A 19,984-nucleotide genomic window follows, 5' to 3' on the forward strand; every position below is an offset into this window, starting at 1 on the left:
CAAGCCTCACGGAAAGTCGTCCTTTGCCTTTTTGAGAGGCTTAGCTTGTGACCTCGAGGGGGTAGGCGCTGGAGCAGCTAGACAGTATGAAAAAGCGATGAAAATTTTTCATCGCTTTTTTTATGCCCTTAAAACATCCAAACCCATAGCCCAATCAGCAGAGCCGGGTATAGCACATACCACCAGACTCTGGTTATATTGACTTTTGACAGGATGAAAAAAACCAGTTCAGGCAGCACAATCAAACCAGCCTGAACCCAGATGAAAGTGCTAAAATGCTCCGGTGCTGTAATGCCTTCCCCTGTTGCCCAGTCCCCGCTATTGAATAAAAAATAGAAAAAGTTCAGGAATGGGAGAATGATAGCGAAAAGAATCCGGCTTATATGCACGATTAGATCTGCAGGCCGCTTGGTTTTATACATAGGGGTAACCGGAATGATAAAGCTGTAAAGGATCAGGACCATCCCTATAAAATTGACCAGCAGCTGGTCAAACAAATAGCCGAAAAAATACATGAATGTAATCATTATTAACCTCTTCTGTCTTTTTGTCTTTATTTTACAAAAAAGGAAGGGGCTTATATATAATGAAAAAGCACTAGTTTATCGGACTCTTACTGACCGTAAAGGCCCGACAGCAGGAAAATGACATAAAACGCCACGTCCTGCGGGCCCCAACTAACAAAACCCCACTGATTGAAGTTCACTTTAACCCATAATCCGCTGATAAATGGATTTCGCCTGCGCTAAATCCTTTGTGCCATGAATAAGGGCGCGTCCGTCTTTAAAGAGGACAAGGCGCTGCTCCTCCATTTCGATGGAAAGCAGATACGGATTGCCTTTCACCTGGTAGCCAAGTCCTTTCAGCTGCCGTGCGATTTCAGCGAATTCGATTTCCTGCTCCTTTGGAGGGCGGATCTGAACAGTGTCCCTTCCGCAGAGAACAGTGGATTTCATCATATTTTCCGGCCGCAGATAAGGATATGTTCTTTCTGTTCCGCAAGATAAGCAGCCTTCATCCTTCGCTTTTGACACCTTCATGCTGGTGTACTGGTTTCGCCATAAATCAAAACTGACCATAGCGGTACGCACGGCTTCCCAGTCCTCAGCCAGAATTTTCAGCGCTTCAGCTGCCTGATGGGCGACGACCATTTGCACAGCTGGGGCAATGATTCCTCCGGTGTCACAGGTCATCCCCTGGATCGGAATCTTTTTCAGCAGGCAATTCATGCATGGCGTTTTCCCGGGAATGATTGTCATGCTCATGCCAAAGCTGCCGACACAGGCTCCATAAATCCATGGAATATTAAATTTTTGAGAGATATCATTAATGGTCATCCTGGTTTCAAAGTTATCGGTCGAATCCAGGATCAGATCCACCCCTTCAGCAAGCTCTTCCAGCTTTTCCGGAGTAGCATCGCCAATAATCGAGCGGATTTCGACCTCGCTATTAATTTGTTTTAGCCGTTTTTCTGCTGCAGCCGCTTTTGGCATTTTATCTAAGGCGTCGCTTTCTGCAAAAAGCTGCTGGCGCTGCAGGTTGCTTTCCTCGACATAATCCCGGTCAATGATCGTCAGTTTGGCGGCACCTGAACGCGCCATCAACTCCGCATTTCCCGAGCCAAGAGCGCCGGCACCGACTATCAGCACATGCTTGGAGCGGATTTTTTCCTGCCCCACTTTTCCAATAGGCGGAAACAAAGCCTGGCGAGAATACCTTTCAGACAATGCGCCCCCTCCTCTCTTGAAGCTGCCATTACCCTCCGCTGACTGGAGGGATAAAGGCGATTGTATCTCCGTCCTGAATGACTTCATCATCAGAAGCAAACTCTTCATTCACGGCTGCCATGACTGAATCAAGCTTCAGCCCGTAATTTTCCTCAAGCATCTGTTTCAGTTCAGAGATTGTTTTGCCGCGGACATCCTTTGTCAAAGACTCTTCTCCAACACGGTCCCGCAAATGGGCAAAAAACATAATTTTATTCATGTAAATCCTTCTCCTCCGGTTTTCCTTTTGGGTATGCCACTGTTTCCAGCTGATTGCCGATCCATTCTTCGCCATCTTCCCAATGTTCCTTTTTCCAAATCGGCACAATTTCTTTAATTCTTTCAATCGCATAGCGGTTTGCTTCATAAGCATCCGCACGGTGTGGAGTGGAAACGGCAATGACGACCGCTACATCGGTGATATCCAGCTTGCCTGTCCGGTGGGTAATTGCCACTTCTGCCCCGTTCCAGCGCTCTTTTATCTCGGTTCCGATCTGCTCCAGTTTTTTCACAGCCATTGATTCATATGCTTCATATATTAAGTAAAGTGTTTTTTTTCCATGTGTCAGCTCGCGGACGGTTCCGATAAAGGTCGTAATCGCTCCCGCTTCCCGCTGCACCACTTTATCGATCACACTTTGGATATCGATCGGATCTTTAGAAATCTCAAAATTCATGGAATCACCTCTTTTTATTTGATTTTGACATAGACAGAGCCGGAATGGAAATGAATGCATTCTTATTTTGAGGCATCTTCGGCCAGTTTCAGTGCCTGCCGGTATTCATCAGGACGGTTCATGTTAAAAAAGTGCGCATCCCTATATAAAAACCCCATATTCTTAAGCTCTTCATCTTTTATGATTCTGCTATCTATTTCCTGCAGAAATTGGCGGATCCGCAGCTTATTTTCTCTCAATGCCAGCTCTGCTGCATCTTTTGCATCCTTTCGGTAAGCGGCAAAAAGCGGGTGAAGCTGCCCTCCGATTTCAAGTACGGATGCCTGATGCTGATCCAGCTGTTCAAGAAGAAGCCTGGCAAGCTCCCCGGATATGAATGGCATATCACAGGCCACAATCAGATTTTTTTGGGTCCTGGATTCAGACAGGCCGGCATGGATTCCAGCCAGTGGCCCTTTTTCTTTCCAGCGGTCGCTCACAAGGGGAAGGCCGAGAAACTGATAATCTTCCTGTTTATTGGCTACGATGATGACATTGGGCAATATAGAAGACAGCTGATCGGCGATTCGTTCAATTACCGTTTTGCCGCCTATTTTCAGCAGGGCTTTATTCTCCCCCATCCGGCTTGAATGCCCTCCTGCCAAAATGATGCCTGTACTGCTCATTTTCCTCACCGTCTTTCAATGTATCTTATCGTTATCCTTTTATTTTACCATCTATTCCGGCCTGTTTCTTATACGAAGGCCGCTGGAGTTGGCAATATTGTGACGTTCAGCAGGATTTTTTTCTGAAGTTAATTTATGTGCGGATAGACGAAGTTTATGAGCGGATAAATTTTTTTACGTGCGGATAAGCGTGATTTATGTGTGCATAGCCTTTTTTATGTGCGTTCAAGTGATGTGCATCGTATTTTTGCCTAAAGGAGCGGTTAACTTAATGCTATCTGCAGTCCGTTATAGTTTTTACCTTTTTCAATTATTGTTATAATTAGAAAAAGATATCCAGCAGTACTTCAAGGAGGAACTATGCATATGACGATGAAAAAAGTAATGACCATTGCCGGTTCAGATACGAGCGGCGGCGCGGGAATCCAGGCAGACCTTAAGACATTCCAGGAGCTTGGCGTTTACGGGATGACTGCGCTGACTACCATTGTGACGATGGATCCTAAAAATAACTGGAGCCACAACGTGTTCCCGATTTCTACAGACATTCTGGAAACACAGATCGAAACGATCATATCTACAGGTATTGATGCGATGAAAACTGGCATGCTAGGTTCTGAAGAAGTGATTAAAATTGCGGCCAAGACCATTAAAGAAAACAGCCTGGACCATGTTATCATCGACCCGGTCATGGTCTGCAAAGGTGAAGATGAGCCGATTCATCCTGAATTGAACGAAGCATTAAGAGATTTGCTTGTGCCGCTTGCAACAGTGGTAACACCAAATTTATTTGAAGCATGGCAGCTGGCTAAAACAGGTCCAATCAAAACTGTGGAGGACATGAAAGAAGCGGCTGTCAAAATTCATGAACTTGGTGCGAAGTATGTATTAATCAAGGGCGGCAGCAAGCTTCAGCACGAAAAAGCCGTTGACCTTCTATATGATGGACAAGAGTTCACTCTTTATGAAAGCGAACGCGTTGAAACGACTTACACTCATGGCGCAGGCTGCACCTACTCTTCTGCAATCACAGCAGAAATCGCGAAAGGCAAACCTGTCAAAGAAGCGGTTCAAACAGCGAAGGATTTCATCACTGCCGCCATCAACCATGGCTTTAAGCTAAATGAGTATGTTGGCCCTACGATGCCTGGTGCTTACCGCAAATATAGCGCAGGCAGTCTTGATTCAGAATAAGCATGGTGAAACAGAGTCCGAGGGGGCTCTGTTTTTTGCAATTGGCAATTCACCCGATAAAACGGGGATTTAGCGGATATATTGATTTTTTCGCGGATAAAATTAAATTTCCGCGGTTATATTTGTTTTTTCGCGGATAATATAACAATTTCGCGGTTATATCTTTTTAGCACCCTTTCTGAGATTACTTTTTCGCTTTTCATTTCTTTTTTTAGTAAGATAAACATATAAATACCGTCTCAAACGAATATATGAAGATAAAACGGAAGGGGGACTATAGAGTGGAACCAGCAGTGAAAGAACACGTGCAAAAAGAGATTGACCGCCTTGCCAATAAAGAGGTCTTTATTCATCTGGAAACAACAAATGGAGCGTATGCTTCCCATTTTGATGAAAGCTTCTTTTCTTCAGGCGCCTATATCCGCAATGCCAAATTGGTTTATGAGCATGGAAAAATCACCGGAAAAGGCCCTTACCGGGTTGGATTGAAAATGAATTTTGGCTGGGTGTATGCTGAAGGAATTACCCACTTTGAAGTCGATAAAGAAGACAGGCTCCTTTTAGCCGGCCACGATTTCAGCGGCAAGCTTGCAGTCGCCCTGCAAATTAGTGAAAATCCTTTTGAATAAATAGGGGCTCAGAGGACATCAAATGGAAAGGAGCACGACCATGATGGAAAAGGAAAGACATGTACTCGTCATCTTCCCTCATCCGGACGATGAAGCATTTGGCGTTTCAGGAACGATTTCCTTACATATCGATAACGGCACACCTGTCACCTACGCATGCCTGACGCTTGGAGAAATGGGGCGCAATATGGGTAATCCCCCTTTTGCCACCAGGGAAACTCTGCCGAAAATCCGCAAAGAAGAGCTGGAGGAAGCAGCCAGGGTTCTGGGCATCCAGGACTTAAGAATGCTGGGGTACCGGGATAAAACCGTGGAGTTTGAGGATGAAGAAAAGCTCGCGAACAGACTAGGAGTCATCATCGGTGAGACAAACCCTTCCCTCATCATCACGTTCTATCCGGGATACGCTGTGCACCCGGATCATGACGCAACAGGCGCCGCTGTGATCCGTGCGGTAAAAGAGCTGCCTGCTGACAAGCGTCCGAAGGTTCACTGTGTCGCATTCTCCAATAACTGTGAGGAAGAAATCGGCCAGGCGGATATTGTCAATGACGTCAGTGCGGTTGCAGACCGGAAAGTTGCAGCGATCAAGGCACATGCCTCACAGACACAGCTGATGGCAGCGAATATGGAAGAAAGCATTAAAAAGCAAGAGCCTGAAGTATTGGCCAGAATGTATAAAGAACGTTTTTGGACCTATAAATTCTAAAGATAGAGCACGCCGCCTCTGGTTTCAGAGCGGCTTTTTAGTGTTTGTTTTTTCTGAATATTAACTACTTTCTGCCCATGAGCTTTCCCTATTATGATGTTAGAATTTCCTTAAGTATCTGCAAGCGATTTCATTTGCTTCTTGGTGCAATCGCTTGCACTACACCCTTACACACTTTAGCTAACCAATTATAGGGAGGGAATTTTATGGACAAATATAGGAAAGCTGGCATCTTGATCATGCTCCTAAGCCTGATTCTCAGTTTATTCACAGGAATTCACCCGCATTCATCCTCTGCCAGCACAGGCGAAAGTCCAGTAATAGACGGGAGTCAAGTTACTTTCTCCTATCAGGGAGAAGCTCAGCAGGTCCGGGTCGCCGGCAGTTTTACCGGCTGGCAAGATGGAGCATTGGCAATGACGAAAGGCGAAAACAATATATGGTCAAAGACTATTCATTTATCACCTGGAGTCTATGAATATAAATTTATTCTGGATGACGGCAATTGGATTGCCGATCCGGCAAATAGCAAGACTGGTAACGGAAACAGCTTACTGGCTATTAGCGGATTAACGACTGAAATGCCTGCTGATGCTGTAAAAGATACCCTGATTCCTCTTTCAGCCAAATTAGTACATAGCAACGGCACTATCGAAGATGTGCAGCCAGCCTGGAGATTAAAAACTGAAGCAAATGGCGTTGAGGTGAAAAATAATCAGCTGGCAATCTCCAATTCTGCTGAAGCAGGAAGCGTAACTGTCATTGGCGAATTCAATGGCTATACACTGGAGCATAGCTTCAGCATTATCGGTCAGATGAATAGCTATACAATAAACTACTGGCGCGATAACGGTGAGCAATTCAATTGGGATTTATGGGCATGGGAGGACGGAAAAAATGGCAAGGCTTACCCATTTACAAACCGGACAGAAGGATTTGCCCAAGCTGAGATTTCTGTTCCTTCGAGTAAAATCCATGTCATTCCCCGTCCCGGAAACTGGGATACTCAGGATGTTTCCAGAACCATCACCATGCCTGATGGCCAAAATGAGGCAGAAGTATGGCTCGCTGAGGGCGACCAAACCGTTTATTACTCAAAAGAGGAATTTGACGATCGGAATGCTGGAGATAACCGTCGTTTTATTGAGTTTACGTATGTAAGAGACAATCACGATTATGAAGGCTGGAACATTTGGACCTGGCAGACTGGCTTAAAGGATGGGCAGGCAGATTTTACCGAAGTCAATGACAAGGGGGCTGTTGCATTGATTGAAATTGGCCAGCAGAGTGAGCAAATGGGATTTGTGCTTCGCAAAGGAACAGGCTGGGATCAAAAGGATCCTTATGGAGCCGACCGCTATATTAAAACAGGGAATGACAAGTACACCAAGGTTATTGTCAAAAGCGGCCAGAGTGAATTCTATCAGGTCCCTTCTATTACGGGTCCTCTTCTAAACAATGGCAGTCTTACTCTTTATTTTAGAGATCCGGCGCTGTTCAAACAGGGAAAAATGGATTCGATTGAAAAGGTTCAGGCAAAGTTGAATGGACAGATTTATGATATGCAGTATTCCCTTAAGGAAGAACGTTTCTTTGTGACGATTGATCACTTAAAAGAAGGCACATACGAGTACTCTTTCCTTGTTACTAGAGATGGAGAGACTTCTGAAATAAAAGATCCTTTTAATGAAAAGTCATCCATCACCTATAAAAACCCAGCAGCAGAGATCAGAACTGACGTGAGTCCAAATAAAGTTTCATACAATGAAAATGCCGTTTTGTCTATTGAAACAATACTTTCAGATCCTGAGGTATCTATTAAAGAAGCTTACGCAGACCTATCTGCTATCGGCGGAAGCAGCAAAGTCAGTATTGACCCGGCATTAAATGCACACACCATTTCCATTGATCAATCTGTAACGGCAGGCATTAAGAAGCTGCCGATCACAGTGATTGATGAATATGGGAATTTTCATGCGGGAGAAGCTTCCGTTGAAGTCAAAACCCGCACCTTCAGCGGCAAAAAGGATGATTTTGATTGGGATGAAGCACGCATTTACTTTATGCTGACAGACCGCTTCAACAATGGAGATTCTACCAACGATGATCCAAACCATTCAAATTATGATACGTCCCATCTGGAAACCTATCATGGCGGGGATTTCCAGGGTGTGATTGAAAGACTGGATTATCTCGAGGACCTTGGCATTAACACGATTTGGATTACACCGATCGTCGACAACATCAATTGGGACCTGCGCCATGATAAAGATGGAAACCAATATGGCTATCATGGCTACTGGGCAAAGGATTTTACAAAATTGGATGAGCATCTTGGGGACATTAAGACATTCCAGGAACTTTTGGAAAAAGCGCATGACCGCGGCATAAAAGTGATGGTGGATGTGGTACTGAACCATACCGGATATGGATTAAAGGAAAACGATCCCTCCATTGGGCTTGGAATTCCCAACTTCCCTTCTGATGCTGACCGCGAGCGCTTTGCCGGCATGCTGCGGGATGGAGGAAATGATACCATCCGCGGCGAGCTGGCCGGATTGCCTGATTTTAAAACTGAGGAAGAAGAGGTCCGCAGACAAATTATTGACTGGCAGACAGACTGGCTTGAAAAAGCAAGAACAGACCGCGGGGATACGATTGACTACTTCCGTGTGGATACCGTTAAGCACGTGGAGCATACAACCTGGAAAGCATTTAAAAATGCCCTGACTGAAATCAGGCCTGACTTTAAAATCATCGGAGAATATTACGGCGGCCACATCGATGAACATGGAGGCTTTCTGAACAGCGGCGAAATGGATTCCATCCTCGATTTTGATTTTAAACATACCGCTGCTGATTTCATTAACGGCAAAATCGACGCAGCTGAAGCAAAATTGCAGGCTCGAAATGATAAGCTCTCAAATACGGCAGCTCTTGGCCAATTCTTAAGCAGCCATGATGAAGACGGCTTCCTGATCACAAGTGCGGGCAATGATTGGGGCAAAATGAAAATCGCATCTGCCCTCCAAATAACAGCAAAGGGACAGCCAGTTATCTATTATGGGGAAGAAATCGGCCTTTCCGGCAAACATGCAGGAGATATGGATAAAGGAGAATTTAATGAAAACCGCTATGACTTTGACTGGTCCCTAATCGGAAATGACATGCACAAGCACTACCAGAAGCTCCTTAACATCCGGAAAGATTACTCGGCAGTGTTTTCAAAAGGTACACGCGAAAAGCTCGCAGGCAGAGACGCTAATGGGTATTTAGTCTTTAACCGCTCCTATAACGGCATAAATGCTGTTGTAGGCATAAACACTATGACGGATAAAAAGAAAGTAACAGTAAAGGTCCCATTTGCCGCCGGCAGCAAGGTCATTGACCAATATTCCGGAAAGAAATATTCAGTGGACAAAAATCAGCAGATTAAAGTCAAACTGCCCGGCAGAAATGAGGGCGGTACGGTCATTCTAGTTTTGGATGAAAAAAGGGATTAATAAAGTCAGGGAGCCTCTCTAATGGAGAGGCTCCCTGTTTTACTGTTTAGCTCAAGGTACGACGAAAACCGTTAAAGGTGTGGGGGATAGTCAAGGCGCCTTGCGCTTTGCTTATTTCTCCATCATTTCCTTCAAATACTGAAGCTGGCTTCCATCTTCCCGCTTCACAATATTCACGATGAAACGCTTCGTTAATTTGGCGACAAGGCCGCTGGTTTTAACGTTTGCTTCCATCTCCACCTGCGTTCCTTCTTCTATTTCATGAAAATCATATTTATATTCTGTTATCAGTCCATTTGCATTGCTGCGGGTGGTATAGGTTCTGTCTTGTTCAAAATCAATAATTTCAATATCTGCACTGATTTTTTTCCCTCTGACCATACGGGTTTCGATGAACCTTGTTCCTTTTCCGATCTCGCCCTCGGTCTGTTTTTCCACGTTCACAACAAACGGCATGAGTTCAGGGACATTTTCCATTTTAATCATATAATCGAATACTTCATGTACAGGTTTATTGATAATCTCACTGGAACGAAAATCAGCCATGCTTTGCACCTCAGAGTCATAGAGTCTATGACTCTATTATATAACAAAAAAGCCGGGCTGACTAAGAAAAGCGGAAGTGCGAACACAGACTGAGAACGCCATATCCTTCCAAAGGCTTGCACTTTTAGTCGTGCGATGATAAAGCTGCCGGAGCATTCCTTGTGGAGCAAGACAGTTCTCGAATTTCATATATGTTCTCACCTTAAAAAGCAACTCGCCCTTACAGCCTCTGATGGTAAAGGGAGCAGAATTTGCACCAGTCCACAATGACGATTTTTCTGCCTGTAATTTCGATGATTCCTTCTTTTTTCAGTCTGGAAAAAACCCGGCTGACACTTTCCCGGGATGTTCCGACAAGGGTGGAGAATTCCTGGACGGTTATGGGAAGCTCAAGATGCATCCGATTACAGTGGTTGGCGCCGAATTTTTCCGCGAGCCTTTCCAATGTCCGGACAGTTTTCGAGTACACATCAAGCAGGGCGATGTCCCTCAGAATAGAGGTCATATCACGCAGCGATTCACTCATATAGCGGATAATCTGAACAGCCATTTCCGGTGAATACAGAAGCTCCTGTTCCAGATCATCCGTGTTCAGAAAGTAGATTTCACCATCCTGCACCATTGTACCCGTCGCAGGATAGGTTTGGCCCGTCTGGTTAAAAAGGTTGGCTTCTGCAAAAATCTCGCCTTTTTTCTTAATGCAGACAATCAGTTCGTTGCCATGTTCATCCTGTTTCGTCAGCTTCACAATGCCGGAATGAACAAAGTAAACTCCTTTGGCGACATCATATTCAGACATAATTCTTTCGCCCTTCAAATAAGCTTTCTTAATAATTCGTTTATCGATCAGCTGTATGGATTCACTGGGGAGCTCTTTAAAAATTTCAATCTTGCCTAAAAATTCATCGATCAACGGTCTATGATCCTGCTTTTCATTTTCCATTCCCATCCCCCGCTTTTACATTTCTATTAGAAATATTTTAGCTAAGATGGGTTTAGGAAGAAGTGACTTAACTCACAAAAGCCTGCTCATTGCTTGAAATTCCATTTGTCGAAATTAATGAGTGATTACTCACTTTACAAATAGACTGTTTTCCCTTTATGATTGGTGTGAGTGATTACTCACTTTCTAGTTGAAAAGGAGTGAACCAATGAAAAATTCAATTGTTTCCATCCAAAATGTATCCAAGACTTATGGAAAGCACCAGGTTTTAAAAGGCATTAACCTTGAAATTTACGAGGGTGAAATTTTTGGCCTGCTCGGCCCATCTGGAGCCGGCAAGACGACGCTTGTTAAACAACTGGCAGGACTGGAGGTGCCAACACAGGGGGAAAACCATATTTTCAGCGAAAAAATGCCCCAGCTGGATTTGATCAAACGAATTGGCTATATGGCACAATCTGACGCTCTATATACTGACTTAACAGCAAAGGAAAATCTTGATTTTTTTGCAGCGCTGTATGGATTAAAAGGAAAAGAAAAAAAGCAGCGGATGAATGAGGTAATGGAAATTGTTTCGTTAACTGACCATCTCGGCAAGCTGGTTTCCGATTATTCAGGGGGTATGAAAAGAAGACTTTCCCTTGCCATTTCCCTTCTGCATAGCCCTGGTCTCCTCATACTGGATGAACCTACTGTAGGAATCGATCCTGTCCTCAGAAAAAGCATCTGGGAATCTTTTAAAAGTCTGAAGGAAAACGGAACGACTATCCTGGTGACGACTCATGTTATGGATGAAGCTGGAAAGTGTGACAGACTTGGCATGATTAGAGACGGACAGCTCATTGCAGCTGGAACACCGGAAGAATTGATGCAGCAGACCAGCTCTGCCAATATTGAAGATGCCTTCCTGGCATATGGAGGTGCGCAAGTATGAGGATTATGGCCCTGGTTATACGGATACTCCGCCAGATTGTAAGAGATAAACGGACGATGGCTCTATTGATCTTCGCTCCTATCCTGGTCCTGACTATGCTTCACCTTGTGTTTAACGGAGATGAATATACGCCTGAAATTGGCCTCATTGATATCTCTGAAAAACTGGAATCTCAGCTTAACCTGGAAGATGCTAAACTCAAACACTATGATACGGAGAAGCTGGCAGAAAATGACCTATCAGACAAGAAGCTGGATGCGTATCTGGTGTTTGATCAGATGCCGCCATCAGTGGTTCTGGAAGGAAGCGATCCAAGTGTAAACGGAGCTGTGATGAAATGGGTTCAGGATGCACTGAAGCCTATACAGCAAAATGGAGAGAATCAGGAGATAAAGATCGATTATTTATTCGGCTCGGACGACATGGGGCAGTTTGATTATTTCGGGCCGGTGCTGCTGGGATTCTTTGTCTTTTTCTTTGTATTCCTGATTGCCGGTGTTTCCTTTTTGAGAGAAAGAACAACCGGTACACTTGAGCGGCTCTTGACCAGTCCTCTCCGGAAATGGGAAATCGTTACGGGATATATCATGGGATTTGGGTTATTCACCATGATCCAGGCTGCCATCATCGCCTGGTATGCAATCTATGTGCTTGGCATGCTGATGGAAGGGTCTTTTGGCTATGTCCTGCTCATTACACTGCTTCTTTCGCTGACAGCATTGACTCTGGGAATCCTGCTGTCTTCCTTTGCCAATAATGAGCTGCAGATGATTCAATTTATACCGCTTATTGTGGTTCCCCAGATCTTTTTCTCGGGGTTATTCAATCTGGAGACCATATCAGAGTGGCTCAGCTGGATCGGTCCTTTTACGCCTTTATATTACGCGGCTGAAGCATTAAGAAATGTAATGGTGAGAGGATTTGGATGGGAAATGATTTATAAAGATCTGCTTATGCTGCTCGCTTTCTCATTGCTCTTTATGTTTCTGAATATCGCTGCTTTAAGACGGTACCGGAAAATTTAAAATTTCTTTTTGCATTTTCATTCCTTTATAATAAAGGCATAGATTTTGAACGTATAAAGGAGTTAACCATGCCAGAGCAGGATTCCATTTTAGAAGGATTATTTCAGGAAGAAGAAAGACTTACGGAGAAGCAGAAGAAAATTATCATGGCTGCGATTGAATCGTTTTCCGAAAAAGGCTATGCAGCCACTTCGACAAGTGAAATCGCCAAGAAGGCAGGAGTAGCCGAAGGAACCATCTTCAGACACTATAAAACAAAAAAGGATTTACTGATGGGGATTGTTTCCCCGATGATGGCGAAGCTGATTGCTCCCTTTGTCATCAAGGATCTATACAAAGTAATTAATCATAAATACGAACACTTTGAAGATTTTTTAAGAGCCATGATGGAAAACCGGATAGCGTTTCTGAAAAACAATATGCCTCTTATTAGGATCCTGATTCAGGAAATTCCGTTTCACCCTGAACTCAAGGAACAGTTTAAAGAGCATATCGCGATTAAAGTATTTGAACGCTTTGTTACTTTGGCTGAATATTATCAGAAAAAAGGCCAGATTATTGGTATTCCAGCCTATAGTGTAGTCAGAATGACCTTTACATCGATATTTGGCTTTTTAATCGCGAGGTATTTAATATTGCCTGAAGCCGATTGGGATGATGAAAAGGAAATCGAGCTGACCATTCAATTCATCATGCATGGACTTTCTGCTAAAGACTAAAGCCTGGCACAGCTGCCAGGCTTTTTATATATCCGAAAGCGGAATTTGATAGAGTTTGTCATCTTTATCAAGCGGATTGCCGCGTCCGTCCGTATTGTTGCTGATAAAATATAGCACATCCCCTTCAATAAAGACGTCCCGGATTCTTCCTAAGTTAGAAACAATTTTCCTGACGTTCTTTGTTTCCAGATCAAACTCAAGAACGGCACTGCCTCTTAAAGCGGCAGTGTAAAGCTTGCCTTTATAATAGGCCACCCCGGACGGAGCCCAGGTTTCGTCATCACCTGAGGTAAATAGCGGTGATTCCATTCCTTCCTTCTTTTCGGTCCCTTTTATGACGGGCCATCCGTAATTTTTACCGGGAAGGATCTTATTGATTTCATCATTGGCCGATGGGCCGTGCTCACTTTCATATAAAGTTCCATCCTCAGCCCATGCCAGCCCCTGCGGATTGCGGTGGCCGTAACTATAAACATAGGATCCGCTGAAAGGATTATCCCCCGGTACGCTCCCATCCAGATTCATTCTTAGGATTTTTCCTCCCAGAGAATTCACATCCTGAGCAATTTCAGGATCAGTGGCAGCATCGCCTGCAGTAGCATAAAGCTTTCCGTCAGGGCCAATTTCAAGCCTGCCGCCGTGGTGGAACTGCCCGCTCGGGATTTTATCGAGCAAAAGCCTCTCCTCTTTCCACGTTCCCTCTTGAAGCCCAAGGGTCACTATACGATTAAACTGACCTGAGGTGTTTTCATAGGTGTAATAGGCATATGCTTCATTTGATTGTGAAAAATCAGGTGCCAGCACAAATCCAAGCAATCCAGCTTCGGAAGCAGTAGAAAGTTTTTTCGCAAGTTCAACTTTTTGACGTTCTTTCTTGCCATCCTCTACTTTTACGATGCTGCCCTGCCTTTCCGTCATGTAAAAGGTTTCGCCTGTTTTGGCAATGGACCAGGGAATATCAAGCTCATCCGCCAGTATTTCCGGCTCTTCACCGGCAGGAAGGCTTGCCTCCTGATCCTCGACTTGTTTCCCGCTATTATTCCCGCCGGTACTTGAGCATCCAGCCAGCAGGCCAAAAACCAGTAACCCTGCACCTAACACCTTTTTCATCCAGCTTTCATCCCCCTTGAAATTTTACTTCAGGACTTCCCGGATTGCCTTGGCTACACCGCTGTCTTCATTTGCAGATGTCACCGCATCACATTGTGCTTTAATGATGTCATCGGCATTTCCCATGGCAACGGATCTTCCTGCACGTTTGAACATAGACAAATCATTATAATTATCGCCAATTGCCATTGTTTCCAGAAGTGAAATGCCTCTTTCTTTTACAAAAGCTTCAAGAGCAATCCCCTTTTGGGCGTTCACACTTGTCAGCTCCAGATTCTCATCCCCTGATGAACTTACAGCCATGCCTTCAAGCTTAAGCAAGTCTTCTTTGGCGGATACGAGAAAATCCGGTTCGAATGAGAAGGCCAGCAGCTTGTATATTTGGTGCTCGTCACTGTTGAAAAGCTCGTCATAGCTGTTCACTTTTCGCACCAGCCCTTTTGTAAAGCGTTCTTCCGCAGCTTTTGTCACTTCGTCAATATCCGCTTCTGGATTTCCGCTTAAAAAGATGTCGACAATGATGGAGACGCCGCGGTCTTCATCAATGGTGTATGTACCCTGGTTTGTGTATACCTCGAAATAAACGTTGTTCTGTACAAGGATATAGGCAGCTTTTTTAGCCAGGTCCTTATCGAGCGGATTGGAGGATACAACTTTTCCATCTGCAGCTCTCACTTCTGCCCCGTTTGCGCAAATAATCGGGCAGGAGATGCCGGCTTCATCGAGGACGAAGCTTGCTTCGAAGTAGGAGCGCCCGGTTGCGATGACTACTTCGACTCCTTTTTCCTGTGCTGTTTTAATGGCTTCGATATTTTCAGGCGTGATTTTCTGTGTGGCGGTTAAAAGCGTGCCGTCCATATCACTTGCAATGCATTTGATCATTATAATTTCACCTTCTGGCTGTAGTATTTTTACTGAAAAACTTATTTGCCATTCTATCATGTTCTTAGGGTTATTTTAAATAATTGCACTTCCCTGAAAAACTCTCTTACTTATTTTAGTTTATGTATGCTGCCCGTTGATTTCCGCTGCGGGCCCCCAGCAAACCCTCGGGGAGGAACGAGAGCCTCCTCCGCAGGACATTGATTATGCTTCCTCGGCTAAGCATAGCACGAAGGAAATGCGTCAGCATTTGCGAGGATCAAGAGTCCTCCACTGCAATCAACTCAGTGCTCCTAATTTAAATGATAAAAACCTAAGAGTCTAACCAATATACTTACTCCCCTCCCTAATGCTCAGCCTGGCAAGTGTGTTTGATTCAATAAACCTTTTAACTGATTCAGGGTTTGTTTTGGAGTATTCCCTGAGCGCCCAGCCGATGGCTTTTTGGATGAAGAATTCTTTGCTGTCATTGTTTAGCATAATATAGCGGTATAGCAGGTCTTCGTTTGTGCTGGTTTTGTATTTCAGCTGAAATAGGATGGCGGCCCTGCGGAGCCACATATTTTCGCTGGTCGCCCATCCCTCTATTTTTTCGGGGATGACTTCTGGATTTTTGGCCGCGATGGCGCCTGCTGGGTGGGCGGCAAGCATATCGACGGTATCCCACCAGGATTTCGTTGTGATCAGCTTTTCAACTAATGAGAGATGACTTTTGTCCAGTTTCCTTGTGAATTTCCCGATGTAGTCAAGGGCGGCAGCCTGGTATTCACGCTCTTCCAGATCCCATAAGGCTTCCACAAAATCCGGATTAAATTCCTGCTTCAGAAGGCCTGTCTCATTAAAATATTCCTTTAAAAGAGCTCTTCGTTCAGGCGCCTTAATTCCAAGAAAAGGAAAGTGGTCTTTAAGATAGCTTTGCATGGGGATTGCTTTTTCTATGTCTCTATTTTCCTCAAAAAGCTTTATTAATAATCGAATATCCATCTGAACACTCCTTTTTGCATCAACTTGGGGTTATGCTTCCCTATCCGAGTCCGGGTTCGGACTCGCTCTTCCCGATTTCTCCTTTTCCTGTCCGAAGAAGCCCGGTTCGGACTCACAGGGAAGCACCGGGTTCAGTTAATTTATCATTCCACATTCACCAACTGCCCTACACATTCTTCTCCATCTTCCATTCTCGAGGTCTCGTCAACATTAAGCTGATAATAGCGGTACACCTTCTTCCAAAAGCGGATAGCAGGCTCATTTCGTTTTAACTGCTCTATATAGTAGGTTCCCTTATATTCGCTGAACAATAGATCAATCGCTGTTTGCCCCACGTTTTTCCCTCTGAACGAGTTATACAGGAAAAAGTCATTGATGCAGTAATCTGCTTTTCTTAAAAAGGGTGCACGCAAAAGCAGCAGGAATCCTGCCAGTTTGCCATCAGCTTTAATGAGGTAAGGTTCTATGCCTTCTTTGTCCCAGATTAATGAAAAGGCGTCAAATTCGAATGTGCCTTCTTCATTTATCTCCAATGCATCAGTGTATTTTGTTAAATCGTGCAGATAGAAAGCATACATGTTTCTTACGATATCCCGGTCTTTCCATTCAGCTTTCACTATTTTAACGTCCATATCTCCTGTCTCCTTTCGATGTTTACTCTCCTAATTTAAGTGGCAGAAGCCTTTTAGACAACAATTATGTCAGAAAAGAAGGAATAGATCGAATTTTACAGAAAATATAATAGGTTAATAATTAAAATTGGGGGTTGCATCATGAAAGTACTGGTATCTTTCTTTAACCGCATTATGCAGCGGTATTTGCCTGATCCATTTTTATTTGTCATTATCCTAACCTTCGTTGTTTTTGGATTAGGTTTGATTTTCACAGATAATGGACCTTACCAAATGGTTCAGCATTGGGGAAATGGTTTTTGGGGCCTGCTGACTTTTTCCATGCAGATGGTGCTGGTTTTAGTCACTGGACACGTGCTGGCCAGCAGCACGATCTTTAAAAAAGGATTAGGTGCACTGGCATCATTAGCCAAGTCACCAGGCCAGGCTATCCTTATTGTGTCATTCGTATCGATGATTGCAAGCTTAATTAACTGGGGATTTGGCCTCGTGATTGGCGCCTTATTTGCTAAAGAGCTTGCCAAAAAAGTAAAAAATGTGGATTATCGCCTGTTGATTGCAAGCGCTTACGCCGGCTTCGTTGTCTGGCACGGAGGAATTTCAGGTTCGATTCCATTGACCATTGCTACACCTGGACACTTCTCTGAAGAGATGATTGGCGTCATCTCTACTGACCAGACCATCTTTGCCGGATTCAATATTTTCATTGTTGTCGCACTATTGTTGGTTTTGCCTTTTGTAAACCGTTTTATGATGCCGTCGAAAGAAGAGACCATTGTGGTCGATCCTGCTCTTCTTCAAGAAGACATCCAGGCAGCTTCAATTGAAAAAGAGGCGATGACACCTGCTGAACGCCTGGAAAACAGCCGTCTGATTTCCCTGCTTGCCGGAATTTTTGGTCTTGTTTTCTTATTTTATTATTTCGCTGCAAAGGGGTTTAACCTGAACCTTGATATCGTAAATTTCCTATTCCTGTTCCTCGGCATCCTTTTCCATGGAACACCTAAAAGGTTCCTCGAAGCTGTCCTCAATGCAGTGAAAGGGGCTAGCGGAATCATTATTCAGTTCCCGTTTTATGCCGGAATCATGGGCATGATGACTGCCTCAGGACTTGCTGCAGTTATGTCTGAAGCGTTTGTCAGCATTTCGAATGATTACACATTCCATTTCTTCGCGTTTTTAAGCGCGGGGCTTGTGAACTTCTTTGTTCCTTCAGGAGGAGGCCAGTGGGCGGTTCAGGCTCCGATTATGCTTGAAGCGGCTCAGTCAATGGGTGCCTCCATCCCTAAAACAGCCATGGCTGTCGCATGGGGTGATGCCTGGACCAACTTAATTCAGCCTTTCTGGGCCCTTCCGGCGCTCGCCATTGCAGGACTCAAAGCAAAGGACATCATGGGATTCTGTGTTCTGACTCTGCTGGTCAGCGGGGTGATTATTTCAATAGGGTTTTTATTTTTCTAAAGTCAAGAGCATGGCATCCGCCATGCTCTTCTATTATGAGATAATGTGTATTATCTTAATTTAGATAACTGTCTAGCTCCAGCGCCTGCCCCCTTGGGGTCACAAGCCAATCCTCTCAGAAAGGCAAAGAACTCCTTTCCGTGAGGCCTGTCTTAGGCTTGAGGCCCGCAGGACAAGGAAGGCTTCTTCAGCATAATCATCGCACGACCAAAAGCGGCAGCTTTTGGGAGGATGCGGGTCATGCAGACGTTGCCACAAGACGTGGCGAGATCTTAGTCTGCGTTCCTTCGTGGGAATGGCGCTTCCGCTTTTCTCATGACATTCCATTATGATGATCATTTTTCATGTTATGCATATAAGACTCGATATAAGCTCTCTCTGACTCAGATACATGCTTTTCATTTTCTTCAGGGTCAAAATCGTCAATTCCATGCTTTTTATGCCACCAGTCCACAAACATTCCCGCTCCCAGCAATACTGCACAAAAGCCCAGCAAATATAGAATCAATTTGATCACCTCTCTATAGTATATCAATTTTTCAGAAAATATTGATATATTAGCCGAGCCTATTTTTAGGTAGGTGCAATTTATACTTTGACCGTTTCAGGCAGCTCCTGATAGCCCTCCTGATAAATGCGGCTGATGATGGATTCGATTGCAGGCTCTTCCACAGTTAAATCTTTGATATTATGTGTTTCAGTAATTTGGGCAATTAATTCCGAGGCGGACACTTCATCCCGGTTAAATCGGATCCAGAAGCGGCTTGCTTCTTCTTTAAACACCTCACGGCCCTTAAGCTGGAGGCTGTGAGATGATTCCTCCAGGTCAACGATGAGTGTCCTCGTTTTGCCAAAACGCTCTTTTACCACTGCGATTTCCCCGTCGTAAACCTTTTGCCCATGGTCAATGAGAACCATCCGCTCACAAAGTTTTTCGATATCCTCCATATCATGTGTGGTTAAAATGACGGTGATTTTGCGCTCATTATTAATCTCTTTAATAAATGTCCTCATTTTCTCCTTAGCGATGACATCCAGGCCAATCGTCGGTTCATCAAGAAATAGGATTGGCGGGTCATGCAGCAGGGATGCGGCAATATCAGCTCTCATCCTTTGCCCAAGAGACAGCTGGCGGACCGGAGTATTCAAGAATTCATCCAGCCCCAATATCTCTGTAAAGGTGTCCATGTTTTCCTTATACCGTTTAGCCGAAACCTGATAGATTTCCTTCAGCAGCTCAAACGATTCGATTGTAGGAAGATCCCACCAAAGCTGTGTTCTCTGGCCGAATACCACTCCGATATTCTTGGCATTTTCCTGCCTGTTTTCATAGGGAATGATGCCGTTTACCGTTACACTCCCTGAGCTTGGGACAAGAATGCCCGTAAGCATTTTGATGGTGGTGGATTTTCCGGCACCATTCGGTCCGATATAGCCGACCATTTCCCCTTCTCCGATCGAAAAGCTGATATCCTTCACTGCTTCCTTCTTAATATGTTCTCTTTTCACCAGGCTCTTCACAGCGCCGAGAAAGCCTGTCTCCCTCTTGGCAATCATAAAGTCCTTCATCAAATGTTCAACCTCTATAATCGGCAATTCCAGCCC

The 19,984-nt window shown here is 44.5% G+C and carries 21 protein-coding genes; 8 read left to right on the top strand and 13 right to left on the bottom strand.

Features of this window, described 5'->3' with window-relative positions:
* Window positions 1-128: 128 nt before the first annotated feature.
* From AC0VZ9_RS26175 to mobA, 5 genes are all read right to left on the bottom strand, one after another.
* Window positions 129-527: a hypothetical protein gene (locus tag AC0VZ9_RS26175; RefSeq protein ID WP_019380563.1), complete on the bottom strand. Its 399-nt coding sequence runs from the start codon at window positions 525-527 to the stop codon at window positions 129-131.
* Between the two features lie 180 nt (window positions 528-707).
* Window positions 708-1,727 carry a thiazole biosynthesis adenylyltransferase ThiF gene (locus tag AC0VZ9_RS26180; protein WP_475396935.1) on the bottom strand — a complete coding sequence of 340 codons (1,020 nt, stop codon included), beginning with the start codon at window positions 1,725-1,727 and terminating at the stop codon, window positions 708-710.
* 28 nt (window positions 1,728-1,755) lie between these two features.
* Window positions 1,756-1,986 carry a molybdopterin converting factor subunit 1 gene (moaD, locus tag AC0VZ9_RS26185; protein WP_475396936.1) on the bottom strand — a complete coding sequence of 77 codons (231 nt, stop codon included), beginning with the start codon at window positions 1,984-1,986 and terminating at the stop codon, window positions 1,756-1,758.
* A complete protein-coding gene (locus AC0VZ9_RS26190; RefSeq protein WP_019380561.1) occupies window positions 1,979-2,443 on the bottom strand; it encodes a molybdenum cofactor biosynthesis protein MoaE in 465 nt (154 codons plus the stop codon). Before AC0VZ9_RS26190 ends, moaD begins: the two co-directional genes overlap by 8 nt.
* Before the next feature lie 62 nt (window positions 2,444-2,505).
* The gene (gene mobA, locus AC0VZ9_RS26195) at window positions 2,506-3,108 is read right to left on the bottom strand and encodes a molybdenum cofactor guanylyltransferase (protein WP_071158253.1); all 603 of its coding nucleotides are present in this window, start codon (window positions 3,106-3,108) and stop codon (window positions 2,506-2,508) included.
* A 366-nt stretch (window positions 3,109-3,474) separates the two neighbouring features.
* Here mobA and pdxK point away from each other — a divergent pair, with 366 nt between their 5' ends.
* From pdxK to AC0VZ9_RS26215, 4 genes are all read left to right on the top strand, one after another.
* The gene (gene pdxK, locus AC0VZ9_RS26200; protein ID WP_251156332.1) at window positions 3,475-4,302 is read left to right on the top strand and encodes a pyridoxine/pyridoxal/pyridoxamine kinase; all 828 of its coding nucleotides are present in this window, start codon (window positions 3,475-3,477) and stop codon (window positions 4,300-4,302) included.
* 281 nt (window positions 4,303-4,583) lie between these two features.
* The gene (locus AC0VZ9_RS26205; RefSeq protein ID WP_019380557.1) at window positions 4,584-4,931 is read left to right on the top strand and encodes a YojF family protein; all 348 of its coding nucleotides are present in this window, start codon (window positions 4,584-4,586) and stop codon (window positions 4,929-4,931) included.
* A gap of 43 nt (window positions 4,932-4,974) precedes the next feature.
* The gene (gene bshB2, locus AC0VZ9_RS26210; RefSeq protein WP_026041611.1) at window positions 4,975-5,640 is read left to right on the top strand and encodes a bacillithiol biosynthesis deacetylase BshB2; all 666 of its coding nucleotides are present in this window, start codon (window positions 4,975-4,977) and stop codon (window positions 5,638-5,640) included.
* A 206-nt stretch (window positions 5,641-5,846) separates the two neighbouring features.
* A complete protein-coding gene (locus AC0VZ9_RS26215) occupies window positions 5,847-9,143 on the top strand; it encodes an alpha-amylase family glycosyl hydrolase (RefSeq protein WP_475396937.1) in 3,297 nt (1,098 codons plus the stop codon).
* A 111-nt stretch (window positions 9,144-9,254) separates the two neighbouring features.
* Here AC0VZ9_RS26215 and AC0VZ9_RS26220 read toward each other — a convergent pair whose 3' ends face one another.
* Together AC0VZ9_RS26220 and AC0VZ9_RS26225 are read right to left on the bottom strand one after the other, a co-directional pair.
* Entirely contained in the window at window positions 9,255-9,689 is a 435-nt protein-coding gene (locus AC0VZ9_RS26220) for an SRPBCC family protein (RefSeq protein WP_019380554.1), read from the bottom strand.
* A gap of 220 nt (window positions 9,690-9,909) precedes the next feature.
* A complete protein-coding gene (locus AC0VZ9_RS26225) occupies window positions 9,910-10,632 on the bottom strand; it encodes a Crp/Fnr family transcriptional regulator (RefSeq protein WP_019380553.1) in 723 nt (240 codons plus the stop codon).
* 208 nt (window positions 10,633-10,840) lie between these two features.
* Between AC0VZ9_RS26225 and AC0VZ9_RS26230 the strand changes: the two genes are divergently transcribed.
* The 3 genes from AC0VZ9_RS26230 (at window position 10,841) to AC0VZ9_RS26240 (ending at window position 13,310) form a co-directional block, all read left to right on the top strand.
* Window positions 10,841-11,566, top strand: a complete 726-nt coding sequence (locus AC0VZ9_RS26230; RefSeq protein WP_009332349.1) for an ABC transporter ATP-binding protein — start codon at window positions 10,841-10,843, stop codon at window positions 11,564-11,566.
* Window positions 11,563-12,591, top strand: a complete 1,029-nt coding sequence (locus tag AC0VZ9_RS26235; RefSeq protein WP_019380552.1) for an ABC transporter permease — start codon at window positions 11,563-11,565, stop codon at window positions 12,589-12,591. Before AC0VZ9_RS26230 ends, AC0VZ9_RS26235 begins: the two co-directional genes overlap by 4 nt.
* A 68-nt stretch (window positions 12,592-12,659) precedes the next feature.
* Window positions 12,660-13,310: a TetR/AcrR family transcriptional regulator gene (locus tag AC0VZ9_RS26240; protein ID WP_019380551.1), complete on the top strand. Its 651-nt coding sequence runs from the start codon at window positions 12,660-12,662 to the stop codon at window positions 13,308-13,310.
* A gap of 24 nt (window positions 13,311-13,334) precedes the next feature.
* Here the strand turns inward: AC0VZ9_RS26240 and AC0VZ9_RS26245 are convergent, their stop codons facing one another.
* From AC0VZ9_RS26245 to AC0VZ9_RS26260, 4 genes are all read right to left on the bottom strand, one after another.
* Entirely contained in the window at window positions 13,335-14,420 is a 1,086-nt protein-coding gene (locus tag AC0VZ9_RS26245; protein ID WP_019380550.1) for a PQQ-dependent sugar dehydrogenase, read from the bottom strand.
* Window positions 14,421-14,444: 24 nt separating this feature from the next.
* A complete protein-coding gene (locus AC0VZ9_RS26250; RefSeq protein ID WP_009332354.1) occupies window positions 14,445-15,302 on the bottom strand; it encodes a Cof-type HAD-IIB family hydrolase in 858 nt (285 codons plus the stop codon).
* A gap of 321 nt (window positions 15,303-15,623) precedes the next feature.
* Complete coding sequence (locus AC0VZ9_RS26255; protein WP_019380548.1) at window positions 15,624-16,286, bottom strand: DNA alkylation repair protein; 663 nt, start codon at window positions 16,284-16,286, stop codon at window positions 15,624-15,626.
* Between the two features lie 143 nt (window positions 16,287-16,429).
* Window positions 16,430-16,918, bottom strand: coding sequence for a GNAT family N-acetyltransferase (locus tag AC0VZ9_RS26260; protein ID WP_009332356.1), 489 nt, complete (start codon window positions 16,916-16,918; stop codon window positions 16,430-16,432).
* Between the two features lie 141 nt (window positions 16,919-17,059).
* Here AC0VZ9_RS26260 and AC0VZ9_RS26265 point away from each other — a divergent pair, with 141 nt between their 5' ends.
* A complete protein-coding gene (locus AC0VZ9_RS26265; protein WP_009332357.1) occupies window positions 17,060-18,379 on the top strand; it encodes a short-chain fatty acid transporter in 1,320 nt (439 codons plus the stop codon).
* Between the two features lie 313 nt (window positions 18,380-18,692).
* Here the strand turns inward: AC0VZ9_RS26265 and AC0VZ9_RS26270 are convergent, their stop codons facing one another.
* Window positions 18,693-18,887: a hypothetical protein gene (locus tag AC0VZ9_RS26270; protein ID WP_019380547.1), complete on the bottom strand. Its 195-nt coding sequence runs from the start codon at window positions 18,885-18,887 to the stop codon at window positions 18,693-18,695.
* A gap of 80 nt (window positions 18,888-18,967) precedes the next feature.
* Complete coding sequence (locus AC0VZ9_RS26275) at window positions 18,968-19,975, bottom strand: ABC transporter ATP-binding protein (RefSeq protein ID WP_475396938.1); 1,008 nt, start codon at window positions 19,973-19,975, stop codon at window positions 18,968-18,970.
* Window positions 19,976-19,984: the final 9 nt, after the last annotated feature.

The sequence above is a fragment of the Cytobacillus sp. QJM3NY_8 genome (assembly GCF_056173585.1).

What these genes read in the sequence shown, in the direction of transcription:
- AC0VZ9_RS26175 (WP_019380563.1), bottom strand. Translation starts at nt 527, where the DNA reads ATGATTACATTCATGTATTTTTTCGGCTATTTGTTTGACCAGCTGCTG.
- moaD (WP_475396936.1), bottom strand. Translation starts at nt 1,986, where the DNA reads ATGAATAAAATTATGTTTTTTGCCCATTTGCGGGACCGTGTTGGAGAA.
- AC0VZ9_RS26190 (WP_019380561.1), bottom strand. Translation starts at nt 2,443, where the DNA reads ATGAATTTTGAGATTTCTAAAGATCCGATCGATATCCAAAGTGTGATC.
- mobA (WP_071158253.1), bottom strand. Translation starts at nt 3,108, where the DNA reads ATGAGCAGTACAGGCATCATTTTGGCAGGAGGGCATTCAAGCCGGATG.
- pdxK (WP_251156332.1), top strand. Translation starts at nt 3,475, where the DNA reads ATGACGATGAAAAAAGTAATGACCATTGCCGGTTCAGATACGAGCGGC.
- bshB2 (WP_026041611.1), top strand. Translation starts at nt 4,975, where the DNA reads ATGGAAAAGGAAAGACATGTACTCGTCATCTTCCCTCATCCGGACGAT.
- AC0VZ9_RS26215 (WP_475396937.1), top strand. Translation starts at nt 5,847, where the DNA reads ATGGACAAATATAGGAAAGCTGGCATCTTGATCATGCTCCTAAGCCTG.
- AC0VZ9_RS26220 (WP_019380554.1), bottom strand. Translation starts at nt 9,689, where the DNA reads ATGGCTGATTTTCGTTCCAGTGAGATTATCAATAAACCTGTACATGAA.
- AC0VZ9_RS26225 (WP_019380553.1), bottom strand. Translation starts at nt 10,632, where the DNA reads ATGGAAAATGAAAAGCAGGATCATAGACCGTTGATCGATGAATTTTTA.
- AC0VZ9_RS26230 (WP_009332349.1), top strand. Translation starts at nt 10,841, where the DNA reads ATGAAAAATTCAATTGTTTCCATCCAAAATGTATCCAAGACTTATGGA.
- AC0VZ9_RS26235 (WP_019380552.1), top strand. Translation starts at nt 11,563, where the DNA reads ATGAGGATTATGGCCCTGGTTATACGGATACTCCGCCAGATTGTAAGA.
- AC0VZ9_RS26240 (WP_019380551.1), top strand. Translation starts at nt 12,660, where the DNA reads ATGCCAGAGCAGGATTCCATTTTAGAAGGATTATTTCAGGAAGAAGAA.
- AC0VZ9_RS26245 (WP_019380550.1), bottom strand. Translation starts at nt 14,420, where the DNA reads ATGAAAAAGGTGTTAGGTGCAGGGTTACTGGTTTTTGGCCTGCTGGCT.
- AC0VZ9_RS26250 (WP_009332354.1), bottom strand. Translation starts at nt 15,302, where the DNA reads ATGATCAAATGCATTGCAAGTGATATGGACGGCACGCTTTTAACCGCC.
- AC0VZ9_RS26255 (WP_019380548.1), bottom strand. Translation starts at nt 16,286, where the DNA reads ATGGATATTCGATTATTAATAAAGCTTTTTGAGGAAAATAGAGACATA.
- AC0VZ9_RS26260 (WP_009332356.1), bottom strand. Translation starts at nt 16,918, where the DNA reads ATGGACGTTAAAATAGTGAAAGCTGAATGGAAAGACCGGGATATCGTA.
- AC0VZ9_RS26265 (WP_009332357.1), top strand. Translation starts at nt 17,060, where the DNA reads ATGAAAGTACTGGTATCTTTCTTTAACCGCATTATGCAGCGGTATTTG.